At 44.9% G+C, this 22,814-nt stretch carries 17 protein-coding genes and 1 pseudogene; 6 read left to right on the forward strand and 12 right to left on the reverse strand.

Annotated elements, in window-relative coordinates:
- The 3 genes and pseudogenes from CWO13_RS23765 to torT form a co-directional block, all read right to left on the reverse strand.
- A pseudogene (locus tag CWO13_RS23765) lies at window positions 1–176 on the reverse strand (helix-turn-helix domain-containing protein); the annotation flags it as partial.
- Between the two features lie 94 nt (window positions 177–270).
- Complete coding sequence (locus tag CWO13_RS07500; RefSeq protein WP_017064778.1) at window positions 271–726, reverse strand: methylglyoxal synthase; 456 nt, start codon at window positions 724–726, stop codon at window positions 271–273.
- Window positions 727–786: 60 nt separating this feature from the next.
- A complete protein-coding gene (torT, locus tag CWO13_RS07505; RefSeq protein ID WP_243655950.1) occupies window positions 787–1,734 on the reverse strand; it encodes a TMAO reductase system periplasmic protein TorT in 948 nt (315 codons plus the stop codon).
- On the opposite strand from torT, the gene CWO13_RS23810 reads away from it, so the two are divergent.
- Both CWO13_RS23810 and torS read left to right on the forward strand, forming a co-directional pair.
- Window positions 1,679–1,843, forward strand: a complete 165-nt coding sequence (locus CWO13_RS23810; RefSeq protein ID WP_243655949.1) for a hypothetical protein — start codon at window positions 1,679–1,681, stop codon at window positions 1,841–1,843. The two genes, torT and CWO13_RS23810, sit on opposite strands and share 56 nt — an antisense overlap.
- Window positions 1,844–1,907: 64 nt before the next feature.
- Window positions 1,908–4,925 (forward strand): TMAO reductase system sensor histidine kinase/response regulator TorS, encoded by a 3,018-nt coding sequence (gene torS, locus CWO13_RS07510; RefSeq protein ID WP_108020055.1) that lies wholly within the window; start codon window positions 1,908–1,910, stop codon window positions 4,923–4,925.
- Window positions 4,926–5,099: 174 nt separating this feature from the next.
- Here torS and CWO13_RS07515 read toward each other — a convergent pair whose 3' ends face one another.
- The 3 genes from CWO13_RS07515 to CWO13_RS07525 form a co-directional block, all read right to left on the reverse strand.
- Entirely contained in the window at window positions 5,100–7,454 is a 2,355-nt protein-coding gene (locus CWO13_RS07515) for a fatty acid cis/trans isomerase (RefSeq protein WP_048660374.1), read from the reverse strand.
- A 200-nt stretch (window positions 7,455–7,654) separates the two neighbouring features.
- Window positions 7,655–9,319: a VRR-NUC domain-containing protein gene (locus CWO13_RS07520; RefSeq protein WP_108082709.1), complete on the reverse strand. Its 1,665-nt coding sequence runs from the start codon at window positions 9,317–9,319 to the stop codon at window positions 7,655–7,657.
- A gap of 57 nt (window positions 9,320–9,376) precedes the next feature.
- Window positions 9,377–10,615, reverse strand: coding sequence for an L-lactate MFS transporter (locus CWO13_RS07525; protein ID WP_102431516.1), 1,239 nt, complete (start codon window positions 10,613–10,615; stop codon window positions 9,377–9,379).
- Between the two features lie 594 nt (window positions 10,616–11,209).
- Between CWO13_RS07525 and CWO13_RS07530 the strand changes: the two genes are divergently transcribed.
- On the forward strand, window positions 11,210–11,590 hold the full coding sequence (locus CWO13_RS07530) for a hypothetical protein (RefSeq protein WP_048660371.1): 381 nt from the start codon (window positions 11,210–11,212) through the stop codon (window positions 11,588–11,590).
- Window positions 11,591–11,770: 180 nt separating this feature from the next.
- Here the strand turns inward: CWO13_RS07530 and CWO13_RS07535 are convergent, their stop codons facing one another.
- On the reverse strand, window positions 11,771–12,115 hold the full coding sequence (locus CWO13_RS07535) for a YajD family HNH nuclease (RefSeq protein ID WP_017060876.1): 345 nt from the start codon (window positions 12,113–12,115) through the stop codon (window positions 11,771–11,773).
- 275 nt (window positions 12,116–12,390) lie between these two features.
- On the opposite strand from CWO13_RS07535, the gene yghU reads away from it, so the two are divergent.
- Together yghU and CWO13_RS07545 are read left to right on the forward strand one after the other, a co-directional pair.
- Window positions 12,391–13,248 carry a glutathione-dependent disulfide-bond oxidoreductase gene (gene yghU, locus CWO13_RS07540; RefSeq protein WP_108082710.1) on the forward strand — a complete coding sequence of 286 codons (858 nt, stop codon included), beginning with the start codon at window positions 12,391–12,393 and terminating at the stop codon, window positions 13,246–13,248.
- A gap of 180 nt (window positions 13,249–13,428) precedes the next feature.
- Complete coding sequence (locus tag CWO13_RS07545) at window positions 13,429–13,752, forward strand: DOPA 4,5-dioxygenase family protein (protein WP_108082711.1); 324 nt, start codon at window positions 13,429–13,431, stop codon at window positions 13,750–13,752.
- A 169-nt stretch (window positions 13,753–13,921) separates the two neighbouring features.
- Here CWO13_RS07545 and fruA read toward each other — a convergent pair whose 3' ends face one another.
- From fruA to fruB, 3 genes are read right to left on the reverse strand one after another with little or no spacing between them, the layout of a single operon-like run.
- Window positions 13,922–15,664, reverse strand: a complete 1,743-nt coding sequence (gene fruA, locus CWO13_RS07550; protein WP_108082712.1) for a PTS fructose transporter subunit IIBC — start codon at window positions 15,662–15,664, stop codon at window positions 13,922–13,924.
- Window positions 15,665–15,679: 15 nt separating this feature from the next.
- Window positions 15,680–16,657 (reverse strand): 1-phosphofructokinase, encoded by a 978-nt coding sequence (gene pfkB / locus CWO13_RS07555; protein WP_108082713.1) that lies wholly within the window; start codon window positions 16,655–16,657, stop codon window positions 15,680–15,682.
- Between the two features lie 9 nt (window positions 16,658–16,666).
- Window positions 16,667–17,800, reverse strand: coding sequence for a fused PTS fructose transporter subunit IIA/HPr protein (fruB, locus tag CWO13_RS07560; protein WP_102431520.1), 1,134 nt, complete (start codon window positions 17,798–17,800; stop codon window positions 16,667–16,669).
- Window positions 17,801–18,184: 384 nt separating this feature from the next.
- Here fruB and cra point away from each other — a divergent pair, with 384 nt between their 5' ends.
- Window positions 18,185–19,189 carry a catabolite repressor/activator gene (gene cra / locus CWO13_RS07565; RefSeq protein WP_108082714.1) on the forward strand — a complete coding sequence of 335 codons (1,005 nt, stop codon included), beginning with the start codon at window positions 18,185–18,187 and terminating at the stop codon, window positions 19,187–19,189.
- Between the two features lie 105 nt (window positions 19,190–19,294).
- On the opposite strand, the gene CWO13_RS07570 is transcribed toward cra, so the two are convergent.
- Both CWO13_RS07570 and CWO13_RS07575 read right to left on the reverse strand, forming a co-directional pair.
- Window positions 19,295–21,085 carry a bifunctional protein-serine/threonine kinase/phosphatase gene (locus CWO13_RS07570; RefSeq protein ID WP_108020048.1) on the reverse strand — a complete coding sequence of 597 codons (1,791 nt, stop codon included), beginning with the start codon at window positions 21,083–21,085 and terminating at the stop codon, window positions 19,295–19,297.
- A gap of 164 nt (window positions 21,086–21,249) precedes the next feature.
- Window positions 21,250–22,719 carry a NarK family nitrate/nitrite MFS transporter gene (locus CWO13_RS07575; RefSeq protein ID WP_048660355.1) on the reverse strand — a complete coding sequence of 490 codons (1,470 nt, stop codon included), beginning with the start codon at window positions 22,717–22,719 and terminating at the stop codon, window positions 21,250–21,252.
- Between the last annotated feature and the right edge of the window lie 95 nt (window positions 22,720–22,814).

Consider the following 22,814-nt stretch of genomic DNA (forward strand, 5'->3'; position numbering starts at 1 on the left):
GTAGCAGCATGCTTAGTTGGTAAAAATGAATCAGTGCCATGGATGGCAAAAACTTGAGCCCAATACCGTATCTGTCTTGAAGAAATTGAATATTGTTTTGCTAAGTAGAGAGATGACGTGCCATCTAAGTATTGCTTAGCAATGATACATTTTAGCTCTCGGCTATATTTGGACATAAAAAGACCCCCAATAATTGGTGTCCAACTATTGGGGGTCAGTTCATTGTGCAGGCTTTTTAGTATGTAACGTATGATTCAGTCAAACTAAGCGTTAAGTACGTTCAGCAAGATACGCTTCGTAATCTGGGATTTCGATGATCACTTCTTCTTCAAGCAGTGAAGAGTTAAATAGGAAGTTAGCGGTAGCGCGGTTGGTTGCTACAGGAATGTTCCAAACACTTGCGATACGAAGCAGTGCTTTTACATCTGGGTCGTGTGGTACAGCATTAAGTGGATCCCAGAAGAAAATCAGCATATCGATTTTGCCTTCAGAGATAAGCGCGCCAAGTTGTTGGTCACCGCCCATAGGGCCGCTGATCATGCTCTTGATTGCTAAGCCTGTCTCTTTACTCAGCAGAGAACCAGTCGTGCCCGTTGCGTAAAGGAAGTGCTTTTGTAGTTTTTCTTTGTTCTCTTTGACCCATCTTAGTAGCTCAGGTTTGAAGTGGTCATGAGCGACCAAAGCGATATGCTTGTGCGTTGGCATAGTGCGCGTCGTTTTTTGCATGAATGTTCCCTAAATTGTTGTTTCGTTTTTATTGTTTTGAGTTCTTCAGCCAATATAGCACTAAGGATTCACACTGAATACCGGACGAAACTCAGAAGGTGACAATGAGTCGGCGATAATTTGATCTTTGAGTGTTGCTGGTGTCAGCGCCTCGATAATCGGTGCGCTGTGTTGCTCGTAAGGTTGACCGCGTAAGTAACTCGTGGCTTGTTTTACCGACAAGCGACCTTGCTCAACCATTTTATCTGTTGGTGCAAAAAGTACCTTGTTACGAAGTAAACCACGGTAGGTTCCGTGACTTAAGTAACTCGAAATTAACCCAATCTCTTCTGTTTTATCGGCCGCTCGTAGCTCACTGATCGCTGCTTCAATCGCGACGGCACTTCCCACAATATATTTAATATCCGGCTGCTCAATGACTTGCTGTACTAGGTTTCTCTGTAGTTCTTTATCGTTATCTGCCCAATAGCTGATCGCAATTTTGATATCGCTCGACTTGATCGCATCATAAAAGCCAAGTGCAACAGGCTTTGTACCGCCACTTGCTTGAGGGCCAAGTAGCAGGGCGATAGGCGTTTCGCCGGATCCCTTTGGGTGTCTCTTTGACAAAAACTCGCCGACTTGAAACCCCATTTGATACCAGTCGACACCGACGGTGCCTTTCAATACCTTTTGTTGCTCTTCATTGACGGTTAACTCATTGACTGTCGCAAACACAGGCGTTGAGCCAACCCAATCAGTAAGGTTGTCATGGTAAGCATCAGGTGAAACTGTGCCAAGAATAATGGCATCGGCTCCCCATTGTGTGCAAAGCACCAGTTGCGAGGCTTGTTTGGCCACGTTGGGGTAACCGCCAGCTTCCAAAACTCTTAGTTCCACTTGCTGCTTTTCTGCTTCAGAGATCATTCCATAGTTTACCGACAACCAATAAGAGTCTTTGAGGTGCGGATAAATGGCACAAATTTTCTCTTTGTGTGATGTGGCTTCGGCGGGTTTTATTGGGCTCAAAGGCTCGCTAGCACTTGCGACAGTAGTCACTGAGGCCAATAGTGAGAAAAGAATTTTTGAAGCGAAAGATCTAGATAGCATGAATTGCCGTTTTATTGGTTTTAGATAAGAAACACTGCAAAATATAGCGTATTCTGCATGGGTAAAGAAGAACGTTTTAAGGTTTAGAGTTTATGTTGTTAGCTTCAGCGAGTATTGGACGCAAGCTGCTGGCCTCATTCTTAGTGATGGCACTGTTGGTTCTATTGTCTGCATTGATTGGTGTTTCTGGTTTTAGCTTTGTAGCAAAAACCGAAAGAAACGTCGTTGATTCGGCGCTTCCTGCCATGATCGAAGCTCGTCAGGTTTCTGAGTTGAGTAACCGTATTATTTCGTCAGTACAAACGCTTTCTAATGCGAGAAATGAAGCACAAAGAAAAAAGGCTGGCACAGTACTATTCGACCAACTTGAGTCGCTTCTTCAGCATATCAAAGATCTTGGTGTCGATAGTTTCGATTCTCAACTTCTTAACAAACTCGAAAATAATGTTCAAAGCGTTATTAACACTCTGGCTGAGTTGGGTGTGTCGGTTGAGCGTAAGCTTTGGTTAAACAAAGAGCTGTCGTCTCGTGTCGAAGAGATGCGCTTACTTGCCGAAGAGCTAGAGCAGTTGACGCGAACCCAAGTTTTGAACACGGCTACCATCGCGGTTGCTAACGTAACGCACATCTATGACCTGCTAGAAACCAAAGAAACGGATAAAGCCTACCAAGCCTTAGATGCGCTTGTAGAGGTTGACCTTGATTTGTCAGAGCGTCTGCATGAATTGCATTTGCTGGCGTTCAAAATGCTTAACCAAATTGAAGAAACGCAAACCGTTACCAACGTTGAGCGTATTCATCAAATCCAATCTGAGTTTGAATCCAATCTAAGGATCATGGCACGCCGTGTTAAAGCGGTCGAAGATCCTACTCGTTCAGCGCAGATGTCTCAGCTACTTGAAGAGCTCAGAAAACGCCAAGTCGTGTTCGATATTTCATTAGAACAATATGAGAACACCAAAAAGTCAGAGTTTCTGATGCAAAATACGCTGGAGTTGTTCTCTCAATTGAATACAACAGTTAACCAACTGGTTGATGATTCGAACCGAAGCACCAAAAAAGCGGTTGATGAGCTGACCAGCACGTTGAATCTTGCTCAATGGTCACTGTCTGTGATTTCGGTTATTGGTTTGGTTATCGTCGCATTTATCGTGTGGCGAGTGGTGTATATCTCAGTCGTGAAACGCCTTACTGAATACTCATCGGCCTTGATGTCTATCGCACAAGGTCGCCTGAATATTGATATCTCGGTTAAGGGTAATGATGAGTTGGCTCATATGGGCGAGGCGATCATCACTGCTAGAAATACCGCGCAGGCGCTGCAAGTGGTTGCGGTGGGTGAAGCAAAGGCGAAACGCGAACTTGAAGAGCACAAAGAACACTTAGAAGAGTTGGTCACAGACCGAACCTATCAGCTGCAGAAGACCAATGAGAAGCTAAATATCGAGGTGGGCAATCACGCTAAGGCTCGCAACGCCGCAGAACAAGCAAGCCGAGCAAAGTCCGCTTTCCTTGCGACGATGAGTCATGAAATACGAACGCCGATGAACGGTGTATTAGGTACTGCAAGATTGCTCAAAGATACAGGGCTAGACCCGTTGCAATCCGGCTATGCTGACATCATTAACCGCAGCGGTAAGAACCTACTCGCGATTTTGAATGACGTGTTGGATTATTCCAAGATAGAAGCGGGGCATCTGGAAATCCGCACGGCGTCGTTTGACCTTCATCAGATGGTTCAAGATACCTACCAATTGATGGAAGGGCGTGCCGCTGAGAAGAAGCTGAATTTTGATTTCCATATTGAAAGTGACGTGCAACGCTATTGGCGTGGTGACGTAACTCGAATCAGCCAAATCTTGAATAATTTGGTCGGTAACGCGATTAAGTTTACAGAAAGTGGCTCGGTCGATATCTTTATCAGCTTAGATATCGAAGATGAAAATCGAGTGATGTTTGAAGTGTCAGATACTGGTGTCGGAATTGACACAAGCGAGCAAGCTTGTCTGTTTGATGCCTTTACCCAAACCGACAGCGGTCGCAACAAAACGGGTGGCACAGGGCTTGGGTTAGCGATCAGTAAAAGCATCATGTTGGCAATGAACGGGGATATTGGCGTTCATTCTGAAGAAGGCGAGGGCAGCCAGTTCTGGTTCTCACTGCCACTTGAAGCCGGTGAGAAAATTGAAACGAAAGTACCGGTCATTGAAGCTTGTATTCGAGCTAAAGTACTTCTGATTGAAGACAACCCTGTAAACTGCATCGTTGCTGAAGGCTTTTTGCATAATCTAGGCCACGAGGTCGTGATTGCGACAACTGGACAAGAAGGGAGAGCCATATTCAGTGAGCAAGAGTTTGATATTGCGCTGGTGGACATTAACTTACCGGACTGTGATGGCGTCGAGCTAATTCAACAGCTCAAAGACGATGCGAACCAGCAGAAAAATGAAGAAGGCGTGATACGCGAAGTACCACCAATGATCGCAGTATCGGCTCATGTGTTCAACGAGGAAGTCGAGAGTTATTTAGCCTCAGGGTTTGATGGTTTCTTGCCTAAACCGCTAGAAAAGGAAGCACTTTCTCAGCTCATCGTTGCTCAACTCGATGGTAAAACACTATTGTTGCCACAGCCCGATCCAAATGATGCTGTGTGTAAGCAAAATGGTAACCGTGTTATTAAGGGGAACAGTGATGAATTGTACTCGACACAGATGGTTGAACTTTTGGCTAAGCACACTACTATAACTGACTCTCAAGATGAAGGAGACGCTCCGGTGAAACTGATTGATTCCAAAGTGATAGAGGGTGACCTATCGATTCTTGGTTTAGAGAAAATGAAGCAAATCGTTGTGCTTTTCGAGGAGAGCAGCAACCTTACTTTGAATGAATTAGTCGAGGCGAGTGAAGCCGATAATGGACGAGAAGTGAAGTCTTTGGCGCACAAGCTTAAAGGATCTGCAGGTAGCTTGGGTTTATCAGCACTGTACAGTTTATGTCAGAGCATTGAAGCAAGTGAAGCCCCATTACTGCAGTACAGAGATAACGACCAAGCTTTATCTGAATTGGTTAAAGATTCGTTAGAGGCTCTCCTCCCTTATGTTTCTGCTTAATGGTGTAAGTTTGTTTTAAGCAATACCCAATCAGCAAGACCAACAAAAAATCCTCTGTACGAATATCGTCAGAGGATTTTTTATATCGAGCAAGTGAGCCTTCTTTCAGAACGACTAGCCTCTTAAAACTAATCTCTCCCAAGAGCTAGAACTAAAACCAAGGCTTATTACTTATTATCTATTTTCAAAGCGGTTGTAATCCAACAAACCAAACTCAATTGGTTGGTCTTGTTGATACCAACGATGCACTCGGTCACTGAATGGCCAGAACTCGCTAGAACTGCGTCGTACCGCAAACTTGTCTAGCAACGCCACGTAGTCTTCTTCTGTGTTTAAGTTTTGTAGCGCTTTAACCAGAGTCGGAATCTCGTTCTCAGTTAATGACAGGTAAGCCGCAGGGTAGCTACCGACAACGCCTCGTACGAGCGTAAGGTCATCATTGGCATAATCGCGGTTACCTTCTTCATTAAAAAGGCTAGAAATGTTGCTGTGAGCGTTATTGTGAATCATGGTGAACAGCTGCTCTTCGCCGTTTTCGCCTTCAATCATTATCATGACTAATTGAGGTACATGACGTAGGCCTTCTCCCTTAATCAAATTCACTTGATTAAGCAGTGCTTCATTCTTTTTACCAAAACCTGTTTCAACAATATCAAAGCGATTATCGAGGACAGGTGCGAGCTTATCTTTGATCATGTTAAGCAGTTCACGCTTAGGATCGGCCGTTTTGTAAACCACACTGGTTGGTTGTTCAAAAGGTGCAATATTACGCTGCAAGTAGTCGCTCAATTGTGTGCTTTGGTTTTTATACCAACTTGAGTGTTCAATATGTCGCACGTCTTTAGGAAGAAGGGTTAAGAAATTACTCTCACCTTCAAGGCGTAAGAAGTCCATGAACATGCGTGTAATCAGTTGGTGGCCAAAGTTACCGTAGACATCGAAGCCTGCGACGAGAAGATAATGAATGCGTTCTAAAAGAGCATAATCAAGAATCCATGCCGTCTTAGGTTGCGTGCCAACTAACCCTTGCACAACAGATGCGCTATCAAAATGTCTAAAGATGGTGAGGGCTGCATTTGGGTTGACGCCATCGCCATCCCAAATGATGTCAGTGTCCAGGTTTACGCCACTTTCAAACCATTGGTTGGTGAAGTCTGATTTGGCATTTAGGTATCGTGCTTGTTGCTTCGCGTATCTTACCCAATTAGTGACAGGAACCGTATTGCTGTCTAGCTCACTAGGTAGCTTTAAGTTTTTCTTTTGGCTCGCGTAGAAGGCGTTTATTTCTGGTAAGTCGGCTTTCTCAGGGTCAATGAAGAAAATCCAAAAACGATCGTTAATCACGTTTAGAGCAAGTTGACCTCGACACACTGGCCCTTTGATAAAGGCCATGATGGTGTTTTGAGCATTGTCCAACATGAAGTGGAAGCGCGAGTTTACTGGCAGCGCTTCAAACGAAGTCATTGGGTTAGCAGAAACATCAATGTTGTAACTAGGAAGTTGTTTTACTGAGTAATTCGCATCGACAAACCAGTTATTCCACTTTTGTAGACGTTCTTTATTAAGTGCGAAAGGCATGTGCGTTTTGTCGACGATGCTGCCTTGCTCTGGAATCAGGCGGTAGTAAACACGGTCTACTTTTGGATCGTCATAAGGGCGACGAGTCGTGATGCGTTTTACCGCTTCACCTGGTGGTGTTGCAGAGCGAACAACAGTGAAGAAACGTGTGGGTTGAGCTAAATCAGAAAAATAGACGTGAGATAAAAACAGGTGCTCATAGATGTAACGAGCTGAAAGTTGGCTCTTATTGTCACTTTTATTTAAAAAGCTTTCGTAGACATTAACGAGCTCTTGTTCCGTATCATTCAGCGGGATATGGTCGTTCATCAACGCGCCATTTTCTAACCAACTCATTAAAGTTGCGTATTCTGTTTTATCTAAATTTGGCATCCCATACGGCATTCCCCAAGTTGGGTAATCTCTCTCATATTGGGCATACTCTTCAATCGTTGGGCACTGTTGGTCTCGGTCGGTTGAAAAGTCGAAACCTTCTAGCTGGGTTTGATCGGGTAGAGGGTGATTCTCTTTCTGGATCAACATACGAGAAACAAGACCTGCATCGAGGTTAGCGGTTGAGTTCTGCATACGCTCATTGAGGACAGGATGAAAATCCGCATCACGCCACTCTTGTGTGGTTATAGCATCTTCAAACAAGCGAGTAGGGGCAGAAGCAGTTAAACGGGTACCTTGATAAACGAGTGCTTTGCTTGCACCTCGGTCTATACCTTCTACTGAAGACATCTTTAACTGGCAGGGCGCATCATAACAAGCGTGACAAACCACGCATCGGTTATCAATGATGGGTTTTACTTCGTTAATGAAGTGCTGTGCTTGAGCCGAAAGAATAGGGGCTTGGCGATCGCGTACTTGTTGCTCACCAAACAACTCGTCGAAGTTTAAACCCGCGTAGACGGCACAACCTGAGAAGACGCTAACAAAAGCTAAAATGAAGAGTTTTTTCAAATTCATACGTATTTATATATTAAGCATTTTCTCTAATTATATCGAAAATGATTGAAAATGCTCATGTTCTAACAATCTTATAGATAAGATCTTGATGGAACCGAGTAACTTGTCGATACAAGTCACTCGCTTTTGCTCATAAATTAGGGCTTAGACCTAGCCAGATTAAGCACTAAGAGCTAACAGCCATGAGCTAAGAGTAAGACTCATTGATTGACGTAACAAACAGAGAAAGGGACAGACAATCGCTCAAACTCTTTGATCCAGCGCCACTGGTTGTCTTGCAGCTTATCTCCTGGGCCTTTGACTTCAATCCAATGAAACCGTTCGTCTTTGAACGCAATCAAATCGGGCATCCCGGTTCTAAATAGCTTTAAGTCACTCAATAACACTTTGAACAGGTCGATAATCAAGGCGTTAGGAATAGCTTCCATGCTGTGTTCGATGAGTGCTTTAGGGAAATGATTCCAATGAACAAAGGGATTAGCCATGCCTTGCTTTTCATCGTAGTTCTCAAGTAAGTGGTTCAGCCCGTGTTCGGATAGGGTTTGGAACACAGCTTCAATTTGCTCGGCTCGTTTGTCTATAAAGTCTGAGTGATACAAGTCCAGTGGCCGATGTTGGTAACGATTGATAAAAGCACCTTCGACATCAGAGAAAATGACATCCCAAAAAGCCAAACCGAACAAACCACACAGAAAACTGTTTTCAGAAAAGTAGACATCCCAGCCTTGGCTTTCAAAATGTTGCTTTACCGCAAGCTCGACTCGCGTTTGGCTGAGGTCTAATTCCAGTTTTATCTGCGCGCAACTTGGCTTTGAAGGGCGAGGGACCTTGTGGCCCTGCTTCCGTAATAACCTCTGTTCAAGCTTAACCGCGACCTCTAGCTCTGACACATCCGATGGAGTAGCTTGTATTTGCGTGACAATGTCACACATTAAGTCTAACTCGCCTTGTTTGTCATAGATGCGCGCAAGTCGCTCTCTGTTCGGAGGAAGTTCCGATTGTTTGAACCAAAAGATAGCTTGGTCATTTTGGTTAAGCCTTTCTAGGTCACGTGCGAGGTCATTGATCAATCGCGATCGTTTTCTAGCAATGCTTTTGTGTTCTGACTCTTCAGAAATCGAGTTTAAAAGCAGCTCCAGAAACTCACCGTCTTTGCGTTCACCTTCTGAATACAAGCGTTGAATATCGCGTATCTGGAGCAATTGATTGAGTTGATCTCTAGAAGTGAAGAAGCGGCGCTGTTTGCTTAATGGATAGTTCTCAAAGGTATTGAACCCAAGGTCGCTTAACACGAATTGGCTTAAGTCTTGATAGGTGTTGGCAAAGAATAGCAACAGTAATACATCAATCACTTGAGATTGGACGACATAAATACAGTCGAAGGTTAGGTTTCGAAATTGGTCGAAAGGCTGCTGATCAAGCAGTAACAACAGCTTATCTTTCTTGGCAGATCTGTTGCTCTTAAGGGCGGGGAATACATTCAACAGCTCTGGTTTAGTGAGTAAGTGCAATCCGAGTTCGACCTCATTAATTACGAGGTTATGTTGCTTTGTGGGATGACTTAACATAATAAAGCCTGAGTCGCTCAGCTCTTGTAGTGTGCTATTTAAGTCAGGAATTTCTAGATAGTTGAGTTTATCGCTGCGAAACCAACAGCCTTTACGAGAAAGTAAACGAACCATTAAACATTGGCTTGAAACAGAAAGACGTTTGTATTCAGACAACCAACGGCACTCATCGTCACTCAGAAGATCAGGGTAGAGCGTTTGCGCGTGTTCAACCAATCGATTGAAGTTGTCGAGATAATAAGTAGGGGAGAGTTGGGGAGTAGTTTCGGTCGTCAATGGAGAAGTCGCTTGATACAAAAAGAGCCTAACCCTAAGGTTAAGCTCTTCAGTAACAAATTCAATCTTTTCTGTTGATTAAGCTTGTGATGCTTTTAGTTCAGCAACTTTAGCTTCAGAGATTGGCTTAGTGATGATTGCTAGAACAATACACACTGCCATCATAACTGCAGAGATTGTGTAAGCTAGGCCGTAACCTTCGCCGTTTGACATTGAGAAACCAACAACTGCTGCACCGATAGCGCCGCCGATACCCCATGCCGTGTAAAGCACGCCGTAGTTAGTACCGTAGTTTTTCAGGCCGTAGAACTCAGCAGTTAGTGTTGGGAATACTGCTAGAAGCGTACCGTAACCAACAGCTGCGATTGCTGTACCAATGATTAGCGTGAATTCAGAGTTGAACGTAGCGAATAGAGCCATGTTCGCGCCTTGAAGGATGAACGCTAGAAGTAGAGTACGTACGCCACCGATTTTATCTGCAAGCATACCCGCAGCAACACGGCCGCCTGAGTTGAATACAGCAAGGATAGACGCTAGGTAAACCGCGTTTGGTAGGTTCGCTTGAACGCTAGCAATCGTAGTGATGTTACCGATGATCATAAGACCAACAGAAGCAGCAAATGCGTACATGATCCATAGAGAGTAGAACTGAGGAGTCTTCAGCATTACTTTCCACGTTAGGTCTTCAGTCTTCTTAACCGCTTTAGGTGCTTGGCCTTCTTTTACTTTAGGCTCAGCTGGCGTGTAATCCGCTGGTGGGTTGTTGATCGTTGCCGCTAGAGGTACTGCGATTGCAAGTACACCAACACCAAGAATCATAAAGCTTGTTTGGATACCCATGCTATCGATTAGCGCAGAAGTTAGTGGTGCTAGGTAAATAGCAGCAAGACCGAAGCCAGCAGCGATTAGACCGTTAACCATACCTTTCTTAGAAGAATGGAACCACTTCATTGCTGATGGAGAAAGACATGCGTAACCGAAGCCGATACCAGCACCTGTCATCACGCCAAACGTTAGGTTTAGCATCATAGGTGTTGTTGCGAAACCAGAAGCAATCATACCTAGGCCAGTAAGCGCTGTACCTAGGATAAGGATCTTACGTGGACCCATACGGTCTTGTAGGATGCCCGCAACAAGAAGACAAACAGAGAATGTGATAGTTGCAATAGCGTAAGGTGAAGATGCTTCAGCAGCACTCCAACCAGCTTCAGTTACTAGCGCTTTGTTAAATACACTCCAAGCATACAGGATGCCAAGACAAAGGTTGATACAGAAGCCTGCTAGCAGGATACGTGTTGCTTTATCAATCTTGCTCATTTTTATTCTCAGTTTTGTCATCGGTTAGTGGAGAGCCACTTAACTAAAGACGGGTTATTGTGATTGTTTCTTCAAAATTAGTTTGCGTTTATCAACAGATAGCGCAAAAGAGCGCGGATTATAACCAATAAAAATGTGATTGGAATCTCTTTTTCCATTTTTGGTAAATTAAATTCAGTTTGTTAATGGGTTGTTTTTCATTGGTTTTCAAAATGTTTTTAACACCTTTCTATTTTGTTCTTTTTCGCCCTGTTACCCAATTATTCCTGGGATTTCGAGGTGATAAATTTTTAGTAGACTCGTATTCCGTGCGGATATCACAGAGTTGCAAAAAATTTTAATTAATTTCCAAGGTTAAATTTGTGTAACAAAATAAATCGAAGTAGTGCTTTTTTCATATGAGACAAGGAGTAACGGAGTTCTATTAGAAACAATATGTTAACCAATTGTTAATGGTGGTTTTTGAAGGTGCTTTTGCTTACATTTTGTTCGATCTGAGGGGTTGTGTTGTTGGGAAAAAGTGGGAAAATAGTACGCAAACTGAGATTCCAAAAATGAAAGGATGCGTTTCTAGTCTATTACGAGGCGAGTATTATGAAACTATTTTTAATTCTATTGATGTCGATTACTGGTGGTGTAGCAGCGGCTGATCATATTCATTCTTTCTTGTTCGGCTTCTACATCGCGGCATTGGCTGTAGGCAGTTGTTACTGGCTTGCATTCCGCAGCACGCGCTTCCCACAGTTGGCATTAGTGCTATTGATGTGTGGCTTTTTTGCAAAAATTGCAGTGACGGTTATCGGTGTTTCTTGGGGTATCTCGAACGATATCATTCAATCGCCGTTCATTTTCTCGTTGTCATACCTGTTCTTCTTAGTGGTTGTGTCTTACGTTTGGTTTGCATACCGCGATAAACTGACGATGAAAAAGCGCGCTAAACAGGTAGAAGAGTCTCGCAAACAAGCGGCAGCATAATTCGATTTGATTCTTATAAAGCCTTCTTCGGAAGGCTTTTTTGATCCTGCTTACCTGAACTCTATTATTTGGTTGTGACGGCAGATAAAAGAAACCCCAGTATGGTGACATACTGGGGTTTCTTGTTATTTATCTATTATCTAACAGTTACCATCTACCGAAGACAACTCTGAAGGCGTGTTACTTCTTCATCATCTTAGCGAGATCGGCGAACGGGTTGTGTGTCGCTGACTGATGATCATCTAAACTCGCTTTTGCATCCACACCATAACGTTCATGGTCAGTGTATTTTGAATGCTCATGATCGTGACAGTACAGGCACAATAGCTCCCAGTTACTGCCATCTTCAGGGTTGTTTGTATGGTCGTGATCCACGTGGTGAACGGTAAGCTCTCGGAGGTTTGAGTAAACAAATTCACGCGCACATTTACCACATACCCAAGGGTACAGTTTTAGTGCTTTTTCGCGGTAGCCTTTCTCTTGGCGAGCATACGCTGCACTCGAGCCTGTGAAATCAGAAGACATTGCCAAATCCTTATCAATTGTAATCTCCCGATTTTATCACAGCTTTCTTTAACCTGTAGGCATGTCGTGACCAAATCATATTTCGTACTAACCGTTATGTGGCTTAGGTTTGATTGGGCACTTATCTTTTACGTGTGCTACGTCATAAAGCAGGTTATGCCTTTCTGGAATAAGCCATGCTTAACAGTTTGAAAATAAATCGTATTCAGGGGTTTTAACCACAGGCATGTGACCTAATATCAGTTTGTGAGACCCTATATTAATAAGGAAATATCATGTCAGAACAATACACTCCGCCAAAAGTTTGGGTTAACGATACTGCTGGTGGTAACAAGTGGGCAAACATCAATAGTCCTGAATCTGGAGCTCGCTTTGATAAAGAGCTGCCTGTTGGTGACCATGCCTTTCAATTGTATTCTCTTGGCACACCTAACGGTCAAAAAGTCACTATCTTGCTGGAAGAGTTGTTAGCGGCGGGTGTTAAAGAAGCTGAATATGATGCGTACTTGATCAACATCGGTGAGGCCGATCAGTTCTCCTCTGGCTTTGTTGGAGTGAATCCAAATTCCAAAATACCAGCACTTGTCGATAAGTCTGGTGATGAAGACGTCAATGTTTTCGAATCGGCATCTATCTTGATGCACTTAGCTGAAAAATTTGGTCACTTCTTACCAAAAGAAGGGGCTTCAAGAACACAAACTATTAACTGGTTGTTTTGGGCACAAGGTTCTGCCCCATTCCTAGGCGGAGGCTTTGGCCATTTCTATGCTTACGCTGATGAAAAGCAAGAGTACCCAATTAACCGCTTTGCGATGGAAGCTAAGCGTCAACTAGACGTGTTAGACAAACAACTCGCAAATAACACATTTGTGGCGGGTGAGGAGCTAAGCATCGCTGATATAGCGATTTGGCCTTGGTATGGCAACCTTGTGCTGGGCAAAATATACGATGCTGCTGAGTTCCTACAGGTTGAGTCTTACACCAATGTTGTGCGCTGGGCGAAGCAACTAGAAGCGCGCGAAGGTTTCCAACGAGGCCGAGTGGTTAACCGTTCATTTGGCGAAGAGTGGGAGCAAGTACCAGAGCGCCATTCTGCGGAAGACATTGACCGAGTTTTGAAGCTTAAGCCTTAGTCGCTTCAAAATTAACTCGCTGTACATCACTAGAGTTTGTTGTTGATTACTTCGAATAACAGACTCTAGTTTTCTCATTTCAAATTGATCCTTCCGAAAGCAAGCTCACCTATTTAGATTTAGCTATTAAAGGCGGTTTAGGTATAAACTTGCGACATCATAATTCTAAAGGATGGTGCCATGTACCACGGTCATATCTATTTCCCTTTGCGATTTGCAGAGCATGCAGAAACACTGCGTCAGAAAATCCTCTCAGAACGTAAAGATGTGTTAGAAACTTTCCCATTAATCCAGCGTTTGGTTGGCCCGCATAAGATGCCGATGTTTGAAATTCACTTTGCTAACAAAGAGTCGGGTATTGTCGAGTGGCTTGAGCAAGAACGCGGTGATATGTCGGTGCTTATTCACCCGGTAACTGGCGGTGAAGAAACTTTGGATCACACAGTACGCGCGATTTGGCTTGGTCGTGAGCTGGGTGTCTTTGAAGAAACGCTAAGTAGCTAATCAAATATACCAATATTGTACTTAACTCATTCCGACCGGAAAATGCACGAATAATAAAAAGGCTCCTCAAATGAGGAGCCTTTGTTCTGTTTCAAGGAACCGTTTACCAAGAAACCGGTTATCAAGAGCCTCTGTTCGACGGGTTTAGCCGTTAAACAGAGTAGGGGGATTAAGCCTCTGCTGTCACTTTATCGCTGCTCATCTTTTTAAGAGCTGCGTAACCGAAGCCTGTTACTGCCGTACCTGCTGCAATCGCCACTAGGTACATAAGAACTGGAGAGATAGCACCAGGAATCAGTAGTACGAATAAGCCGCCGTGTGGAGCCATTAGCTGAGCACCAAACATCATTGATAGAGCACCAGTTAGTGCGCCACCTGCCATACAAGCTGGGATAACACGCATTGGATCTTTCGCTGCGAATGGGATTGCACCTTCAGAGATGAAACATAGACCAAGAACGAATGATGCTTTACCTGCTTCACGCTCGCCTGCTTCAAACTTGTCTTTCACTAGGAAAGTCGCAAGCCCCATACCTAGAGCTGGAACCATACCTGCTGCCATGATTGCTGCCATTGGTGCGTAAGTTTGCGAAGCCAGTAGACCAACACCGAATGTGTAAGCTGCTTTGTTTACAGGGCCACCAAGGTCGAAACACATCATAGCGCCTAGAATCACACCCAGAAGAATCGCATTAGACGTTCCCATGTTGTTTAGGAAAGTCGTCATTGCGCTCATCACGCCAGATACAGGGCCACCCACGATGTAAACCATCACAAGGCCAGTGAACAAACTCGCAATAAACGGAATGATCAGAATCGGCTTGAGGGCTTCCATGGATTGTGGAAGTTGAACCTTGTCGGCAATGAGTTTCGCTGCGTAACCGGCAATGAAACCTGCTGCGATACCACCTAGGAAACCTGCGCCCGTTGAGCTAGCCAACATACCGCCGATTAGACCTGGAGCCAGACCCGGACGGTCAGCAATTGAGAATGCAATGAAACCAGCAAGAACAGGAATCATTAGAGCGAATGCAGAACCACCACCGATAGTCATCAGTGCTGCTGCTAGTGTGCCTTCTTCTTTAAACGCTTCGATACCGAATACGAAAGATAGTGCAATGATCAAACCACCCGCAACCACCACAGGAAGCATGTGTGAAACACCTGTCATTAGGTGCTTGTACACGCCTTTCTTCTCGTCAGCAGGCGCTGAATTTGAAGAAGCTGTGTGCTGGTATGGCTTAGCTTCAGCAAAGGCTTTTTCAACTTCTTGCTTCGTCTTCTTAAGTGCAGGACCCGTTGTCGTTTTGTATAGCGCTTTGCCGTTAAAACGATCCAGTGGAACGTCGATGTCGGCTGCGATGATAACAAGATCAGCGTCTGCGATTTCTTGGTCTGTCAGTTGGTTCTTAGCACCTACAGAGCCGCGAGTTTCCACTTTGATTTGGTGACCTAGGCGTTTGCCTTCTGCTTCAAGCGCTTCAGCTGCCATAAAGGTGTGTGCAACACCCGTTGGGCAAGCCGTAATCGCTACGATCTTTTTGCTGCCTGTCGCTGGAGAAGTACCAGTAACTTCCACTGTAGTCTCAACTTGAGAAGCGTCTAGTACCGTTGCTTCTGCTACCGCTTTCTCTAGAAATGCTTTTGCATCTGCAGTGCATTCAGAGATAGCCGCTTGGTACACTTTCTTGCCAACAAAGCGCGCTTTATCAACGTTTGTGTTAGCTGCGATAACAACAACGTCGCTGCTGTCGATAGCGTCTTGCGATACTGGAGATTCAGGTAGTACGCTTGATTGACATTCAATAGCAGCGTTCCAACCCAGTGCTTTTGTCGCTTGCTCTAACAAGCCTGCGGCGATGATGCTGTTTGCTACGCCACTTGGGCAAGCTGTGATAATGGTAATATTCATAATAAACCTTTTGTCCTATTTGCTTGTGTCTAACTGGCAAGTTGGAGCACTAAGCGCCTGTAATTGGATATTTTGTAGTACTGAATCCAGCTCTTGTTGGCTGGTGATGCCCACGCCTACCTGTGAAACTGCTAGAGCAGATAGGGCGGTTGCGAATTTAATAAGTTCTGGTTTTGGCATCTGTTGCATGTGACCCCAACATAGGCCAGCAACTAAGGTGTCGCCTGCGCCTACCGTGCTCACCACTTGCATACGTGGCGGTTGAGCATGTAGCCATTCACCTTGGTTAAGCCACATCACGCCTTCAGCGCCAAGTGATACCACGATGTTATCGATGCCTTTTTCACTTAGGGCTTGGCCTGCGTGTTGGCATTGGTCACGTGTTGTCAGTTCTGCGTTGAACAGCTGAGACAGCTCTTCATCGTTTGGCTTAATTAACCAAGGTTGTGCATTGATACCGGCTTTAAGTGCGTCACGGCTGCTATCAAATAGCACCTTCTTACCTAAATCGCGTAAACGTTGAACCCAAGAAGCGCAAAGCTCTGGTGATACGCCTTGTGGCAAGCTGCCTGCAATCACGAAGTATTCGTGGTCTTCAGCCAGCTCTAGCAAGGTTTCTTCAAACGCTTTAATCGCTTCAGCGTCAACAGGAACACCTGGGAAGTTGATGTCGCTAACTTGGCCTGAGTTTTCTACCAATTTCACGTTGATACGAGTTGCGCCATCAACACGGATAAAGCGGTCAGTTGCGCCCATCTGTTCGAACAGTTGGCAGAACGCTTCTTCGTTATTGCGACCAAGGAAACCTGTTACGGTCACTTTAGCGCCAAGCTCTGAAAGCACTTTTGCTACGTTTACGCCTTTGCCTGCTGCATGCAGAGAGCCTTTGTTTACTAGGCTAACCGAGCCAACATTCAGTGCGTCGATAGCACCTGTTAGATCCAAAGCAGGGTTTAGCGTTACGGTAACGGCTTTGATTTGTTTATCAGACATATCGATTCCTTAACCTTCGCCAAGGCCTGAAGCGATAGCTTTGCCGATCGATTCAAGTGCTTGTGCTGCGTCATCACCTTCAGCAACAAACTGAAGCTGGTGGCCGTGTTTAACGCCAAGAGCGATCACTTTCATCAAGCTCTTCGCGTTCACTTCTTTTCCGTCACCATCTAGGTTTGAAACGCGGATTGTTGATTCGAATTTCTTCGCTTCAGCAACCAGCATTGCGCCCGGACGAGCGTGTAGGCCGTGTGCGTTTTTGATTTTGAATACTGCGCAGTTGTCATCGTCCTGAGAAGCTGTAGAAACCGCTTCACCTTTCAAAAGGCCAATCACTTGCGCTGCATCCGCGGTTAACAGTTGTTGCTGTTTACCTTCGAAAACCATCTTGCTTAGGTTTGCCAAAATAGATTGGTGCGCGCTGTTACAAGCCGCGAATGCCACTAGGGCTTTCACTGGTGTGCCTTCAAACTCACAATGGTTGGCCGTTGAAACAAACGATACGCCAGTGCGAGTTACGCCCTTGTCGCTGCCCAACAACCATAAGCCTTGGCCTAGGTGAGTCGGTGTCTTCGTTACTAGGTCAGCAACGAATGCGTTGTCTGTGCAACCTGTGTTCTTAAGCAGGCCGCCCGCAACTGCAGACATTTGAATCATGTCGCTTGCAGGGAATAGGAGCTGAACTAAAGAAGCGTCTAGGTCGGCTTCTAGCTGAACTTCGCCATTAAGTAGGGCGATGATTTCGTCTTCTGATTTCGCTTGTTTTAATTTCTCTTCAACACCGTCAGCTGCTAGAACCTTGGTTAGCTGCTTAAGGATGCCTAAGTGCTCGTCAGATTTCGCTGCAATACCAATTGCGACGTAAACACGGTTGCCGTCTGCCCAATCAATACCTTCAGGGAAGTGGTGTACTGCAACGCCTGTCTCTTTTACTAGGCTACGCGTGTCAGTGGTGCCGTGAGGAATCGCGATGCCGTTGCCTAAGAACGTAGAGTTCTGGTTTTCACGGTTCAGCATTCCTTCAACGTAGCCAGAGTCAACTAGGCCTTTCGCAGTTAGGTCGCCAGCAATGTTCTGGATAGCTTTGAATTTGTCATCTGCCGTTTGACCAAGAGTGATGTCAGATTTTGATAATTTAAGCATGGTGCCTCTTTAGCGTATCGCTTGAGAATTTGTGTATCGCTACGATTCAGTCTAGAGCAAGATTCATGGAGCTTAATTCTTTGCTTGCTCTTTGCTTTATGCTTGCTGAATCGGTTCAGCATTCAGTGTAAAAAAATTCAGCAAAGCCAATTCTGTCAACGAAAATAGTTTTGCTGCGTGTCGTAATTTCAGTTTCGTTAATAACGAGAAGTTGAATCACGACAAATGACGTTCAATCCATTCAAAAGGATGATTGAAGTCACTTTTCAGATTTTGCTGAATCCTTTCAGCTTTTATACTGAATCGATTCAGCATATAATTCAACTAATCCAAGGATCAGAAGATTGGTTATATGATCCTACGCACAAAATACAGGTCACCCATATGACACTAGATGAAATTGCCAAACTAGCCGGTGTGTCGAAAACGACAGCCAGTTATGTGATTAACGGCAAGGCGCAGAAATACAGAATCAGTGAGAAGACTCAGCAGAAAGTAATGGCGGTGGTAGACGAGTATAACTACCGTCCAGACCATGCTGCTTCATCGCTGCGTGCTGGTAATAGCCGTTCATTTGGTTTGATTATTCCTGACCTGGAAAACAGCAGTTACGCGCGTTTAGCAAAACTGATAGAGCAGAACTCACGTAAAGTGGGTTATCAAATCCTGATTGGCTGTTCTGATGATGATGCTGAAACCGAACGCAAAGTAGCGGAAGCGTTGGTGAGTCGTCGTATCGATGCCTTGCTGGTGGCGAGCTCTATGCCAGACGCTAACGAGTTTTACTTGAAGCTGCAAAACTCAGGTACACCCGTAATCGCGATTGACCGTCCGTTAGACGATGAACATTTTGCTTGCGTGATCAGTGAGGACTTTGAAGCCGCGTTTGAACTGACGCATTCAATCCTTGATGACAGTATTCACAGTGTCGGCTTGATAGGCGCATTGCCAGACCTGAACATTTCACGTGAACGTCAGTTGGGTTTTGAAGCGGCGAATAAGGCTCATACACAGCAAACAGGGCTCGATGAAAATAAGCCAACCGTTGTTGGTTACGGTGAGCACTTTGACCGTGAATCTGGACGAGAAGTGTTTGAAGAGTGGATTGCTAGAGGTACAGTCCCTGATGCGATCGTCACTATGTCTTACACCTTACTGGAAGGTGTGCTTGATGTGATGGTCGAAAAGCCAGAGTTAGTGAATCAGGTGAAGCTGGCGACATTTGGTGATAACCGTTTATTGGATTTCTTGCCTTTCAAAGTTCATTCACTGCCGCAGCAATTTGAAGTTATTGCAGACAGCGCGTTTGCTTTGGCATTGAACGCTTCAGCAAAACGTTACCAGTCGGGCATCGAACTGGTGCCGAGAAGCTTAGTGAAGCGAGGTTAGCTTGAGCTCAGCGGTTAGCTAGGACTAAGCAGCTAACTAGAACTAAAGCGGTTAACTAGGACTAAGTTTTTAACTAGGACTAAGCTTTTAACTAGGACTAAGCTTTTAACTAGGACTAAGTAATAAGCCTAACTCTACAATAGCGACCACGCCGAGTAACAGGGCCAACACCTTCCAAAACTGGATTGGATTTCGGTTTATCAATGGCTGCTTGGCTTTGTGTTTCATTAGGTTTTGATTGGGGGTGTAGAGATCGGCGACAAAATCACCCAAAATCGGGTATCGCTCGTTAGGTGATTCAGCACACGCCTTTTGTAACACCAAATCAATCCAAGCTGGTAAATCTGTTCGCTTTTGTGTCAGCGGCTGGTATTCCCATTGATGGTGGCGAGTTTGTTTTAGAGATTGAGCGCTCATCTCAGAGTAGGGCAACTCGCCTGTTAGCATCTCATAACCAATCACAGCGATAGAGAACAAGTCTGAGCTTGTCGTGGCCGTGTTGTATTTAATACTTTCTGGAGCGATGTAATTCACTGCGCCGAGTGGCGTGGGATCTTTGTCTGCTTGTTCTCCCTCCTCAATTCCCCTGACTAACACCGCACCAAGGTCGATGATTTTGATGTTGCCATCGCGTTGGATCATGATGTTCTCGGGCTTTAAGTCTCTGTGAACCATGTCGGCACGTTGTAATACACGAATACCTTGTGTGATTTTTTCTAGGATCTCGCGAACCTGTTCGAGCGAAGGCTTAGGGTTGTCGTACATCCATTGCCTTAGCGTCACTCCTTCAACCCATTCACAAATTTGATATAGGAATTGAGAGTGTTCAGGCGTTGGGTAAACCTTCATTACTTTCTTGTTATTCAACAAGATACCTGCCCATTGCTCGTTAAAGAAAGCTCTCAGCTGTGCTGGGTCGTCATGATATTGAACTGAAGGCACTTTGAGCACGAACTCGGTTTGCGTTTCTTTTTGCATGACTCGGTATACGTGACTTCTAGATCCAGCATACAACACCTCAAGCACCATAAAGTTGTCGATACTTTGCCCAAGCTTTAAAGCGGGTGGGATGGCACGTTTAGCCAGCTTCTCATGGAATTCAATGAGCGAAGGTTTAGGTAGATGACTTACTTGAACAATCAAGCAGCTTACGTTGTCCGAACTGTTGTGGCTTAACGCTGTGTTACATATGGTTTGAGCGGCGTATTCGAAATCCACTCCGGGCTTATCGATGTGTTCTTTAAAGGTATTTGGAGACACAAACTCGTGTACGCCATCAGATGTCAGGATAAAACAGTCGTTTTTTTTAATAGGAAGCGTTTGATAGTCAACGTTGAGTTGGTTATCCATGCCTAAGGCGCGTGTTAGATAATGCTTCTGTCCCATATTTTTACGGGTGTGGTCACGGGTCAGTTGGCGTAGTTCTCCATCTCTTAATAGGTAAACTCGACTGTCACCGACATGGAAGATATGTGCGGTGTTCGATTTTAATATCACGCTGCTGAACGTCGAAACGAGGGCATTGTGGTTCACTTGTTGTGCGGGATGAATATTTGAAACAGACGTGTTGAACAGCCAAGAATTGAGGGACGTTAAGACCTTTTGCGCCGAACGTTGGATGCTCCAGCTTTTGGGAGTGGCGTAATAGTCGTCGATAAACTGCATCACGCTGGTGTGACTGGCTTTCTGGCCATGTTCACTGCAACTTGCGCCGTCTGCTATGCAGGCAACACTACCTTTCAACTCTTGCTCTACGCGAGTTTTGGGGTGTTTTACGATGATGGCGTCTTGGTTTTCATCACGTATGCCTTTATTCGAATAACCACCAAACTTGAGTGTGAGTTGGTTGTTTGATTCCGGCGTGACGACTTGCCCTTGGCTGAATGAAATTGTCATAACTGTTCTTCTTCTTAACTGTTCTTCTTGCGTCCTTGAGAGAACATCCTAGGAAGAACAAAAGCCCTAGTGAACCTAGAGCCTTTGAACGCAGTACCAAAGTGGTGAAACACACCTTGGTACCACTCCCGATTCAATAATATCAATGCTTCATAGTACTGAGGCTAGTTCGATACGTTAATCAAGGTCACACTACCGTCGTCGTTTACTTCAGCGATTTGACCGTTAGGCTCTTCCATGAACAGTAGAGTCACAAAGCCAAGTACCGCTGTTGCAGCAATCACTAAGAAGAAGGTTTGGTAGCTCACGAATGACAACACAGTTAGGTAAACTACCGCACCCACGTTACCGTAAGCACCTGTCATACCTGCAATTTGACCTGTCATACGTCGTTTAATTAGAGGAACCGTCGCAAATACCGCACCTTCACCCGCTTGCACGAAGAAAGAACACGCCATCGCCGCGACAACCGCTAGCCATACAGGCCATGTGCTATCTACTTGACCCATTGCGAAGTAACCCACAGCAAGACCAATCGTTAGAATAAGCAGTGTTGGTTTACGACCAAATTTATCTGAAATCCAACCGCCACCTGGGCGAGACATTAGGTTCATAAAGGCATAAGCCGATGCAACCATACCTGCAAGAACCGGTGTTAATTCAAAGGTTTCAGAGAAGAACAGTGGCAGCATAGAAACCACAGCCAGTTCAGAACCAAATGTCGCGAAGTACAATACGTTCAGTACCGCAACTTGTTTGAATTTGTACTGGTGAATCTCTGGTACTTCTTCTTTGAATACGTTCTTGTTTACTTTCCAAACTTGCGACACTTCGTACACGTAAAGTGCTGCTAAACCTGCATACACAGAGTAAACCGCCATGTCAGACAACATGTTGATGTTGCTTGGTGATAGTTTCCAAGTCAGTAGCGCTAAAGCGGCATACATAGGGATCTTCATAATAAGTAGGAAGAAAAAGTCACCCTTTGATGTCACTTCCATTGCTGTTACTTGAGCAGGCTTGAAGTAAGTAGAACCTTTTGGTGTATCTGACACGTTTTTGTAGAAGATAAACGAGAACGCTAAGCTCATTACGCCAGTAATACCAACCGCATAACGCCAACCGTCTTCACCACCAAACGCTAGAGCGAGAGTTGGAAGTGTGAACGCTGCTGCTGCTGAACCGAAGTTACCCCAGCCGCCGTAAATACCTTCTGCTGTACCCAGTTCGTTGTGTGGGAACCACTCAGACACAAGACGAATACCGACAACGAAACCTGCACCAATGAAACCGAGTAGGAAACGAGCGATTGCCGCTTGAATGAAAGAGTCTGCCATAGCAAACATGAAACAAGGGATAGAACAGACCGCGAGTAGCGAAGAGTAGACCAACCTTGGGCCGTATCTATCGGTTAGCATGCCTATTGCGACACGCGCTGGAATGGTCAATGCAACGTTGAGGATCAGGAGTGTTTTGATCTCTTCAGTAGAAAGACCAAGTGTGGTTTTCACCATTTGCAGTAGTGGGGCAAAGTTGAACCACACAACAAAGGTAATGAAAAAGGCCATCCAACTTAGGTGTAAGACCTTCATCTTACCCGTAAATGAAAGCAGCGAAAATTTTGTGTTATCCATGGTTTAAATCCTTTAAATCTGGAAAATTACCCGGTTTTAGCATCTGCGTTACTTCCGAACTTCGAACGCTTTTTATGTGCATAAACCCTGTGCCG

This window comes from Vibrio sp. ZF 223, from assembly GCF_003050585.1.
In the GTDB taxonomy this organism is placed as follows: domain Bacteria; phylum Pseudomonadota; class Gammaproteobacteria; order Enterobacterales; family Vibrionaceae; genus Vibrio; species Vibrio crassostreae.

Bases quoted from the DNA above. Each gene is read 5' to 3' on its own strand.
- CWO13_RS07530 (WP_048660371.1), top strand. From the start codon at position 11,210: ATGAAACTATTTTTAATTCTATTGATGTCGATTACTGGTGGTGTAGCA.
- CWO13_RS07525 (WP_102431516.1), bottom strand. From the start codon at position 10,615: ATGAGCAAGATTGATAAAGCAACACGTATCCTGCTAGCAGGCTTCTGT.
- cra (WP_108082714.1), top strand. From the start codon at position 18,185: ATGACACTAGATGAAATTGCCAAACTAGCCGGTGTGTCGAAAACGACA.
- CWO13_RS07515 (WP_048660374.1), bottom strand. From the start codon at position 7,454: ATGAATTTGAAAAAACTCTTCATTTTAGCTTTTGTTAGCGTCTTCTCA.
- CWO13_RS23810 (WP_243655949.1), top strand. From the start codon at position 1,679: ATGGCACAAATTTTCTCTTTGTGTGATGTGGCTTCGGCGGGTTTTATT.
- CWO13_RS07545 (WP_108082711.1), top strand. From the start codon at position 13,429: ATGTACCACGGTCATATCTATTTCCCTTTGCGATTTGCAGAGCATGCA.
- CWO13_RS07570 (WP_108020048.1), bottom strand. From the start codon at position 21,085: ATGACAATTTCATTCAGCCAAGGGCAAGTCGTCACGCCGGAATCAAAC.
- CWO13_RS07535 (WP_017060876.1), bottom strand. From the start codon at position 12,115: ATGTCTTCTGATTTCACAGGCTCGAGTGCAGCGTATGCTCGCCAAGAG.
- CWO13_RS07500 (WP_017064778.1), bottom strand. From the start codon at position 726: ATGCAAAAAACGACGCGCACTATGCCAACGCACAAGCATATCGCTTTG.
- pfkB (WP_108082713.1), bottom strand. From the start codon at position 16,657: ATGTCTGATAAACAAATCAAAGCCGTTACCGTAACGCTAAACCCTGCT.
- CWO13_RS07575 (WP_048660355.1), bottom strand. From the start codon at position 22,719: ATGGATAACACAAAATTTTCGCTGCTTTCATTTACGGGTAAGATGAAG.
- yghU (WP_108082710.1), top strand. From the start codon at position 12,391: ATGTCAGAACAATACACTCCGCCAAAAGTTTGGGTTAACGATACTGCT.
- fruA (WP_108082712.1), bottom strand. From the start codon at position 15,664: ATGAATATTACCATTATCACAGCTTGCCCAAGTGGCGTAGCAAACAGC.
- fruB (WP_102431520.1), bottom strand. From the start codon at position 17,800: ATGCTTAAATTATCAAAATCTGACATCACTCTTGGTCAAACGGCAGAT.
- torS (WP_108020055.1), top strand. From the start codon at position 1,908: ATGTTGTTAGCTTCAGCGAGTATTGGACGCAAGCTGCTGGCCTCATTC.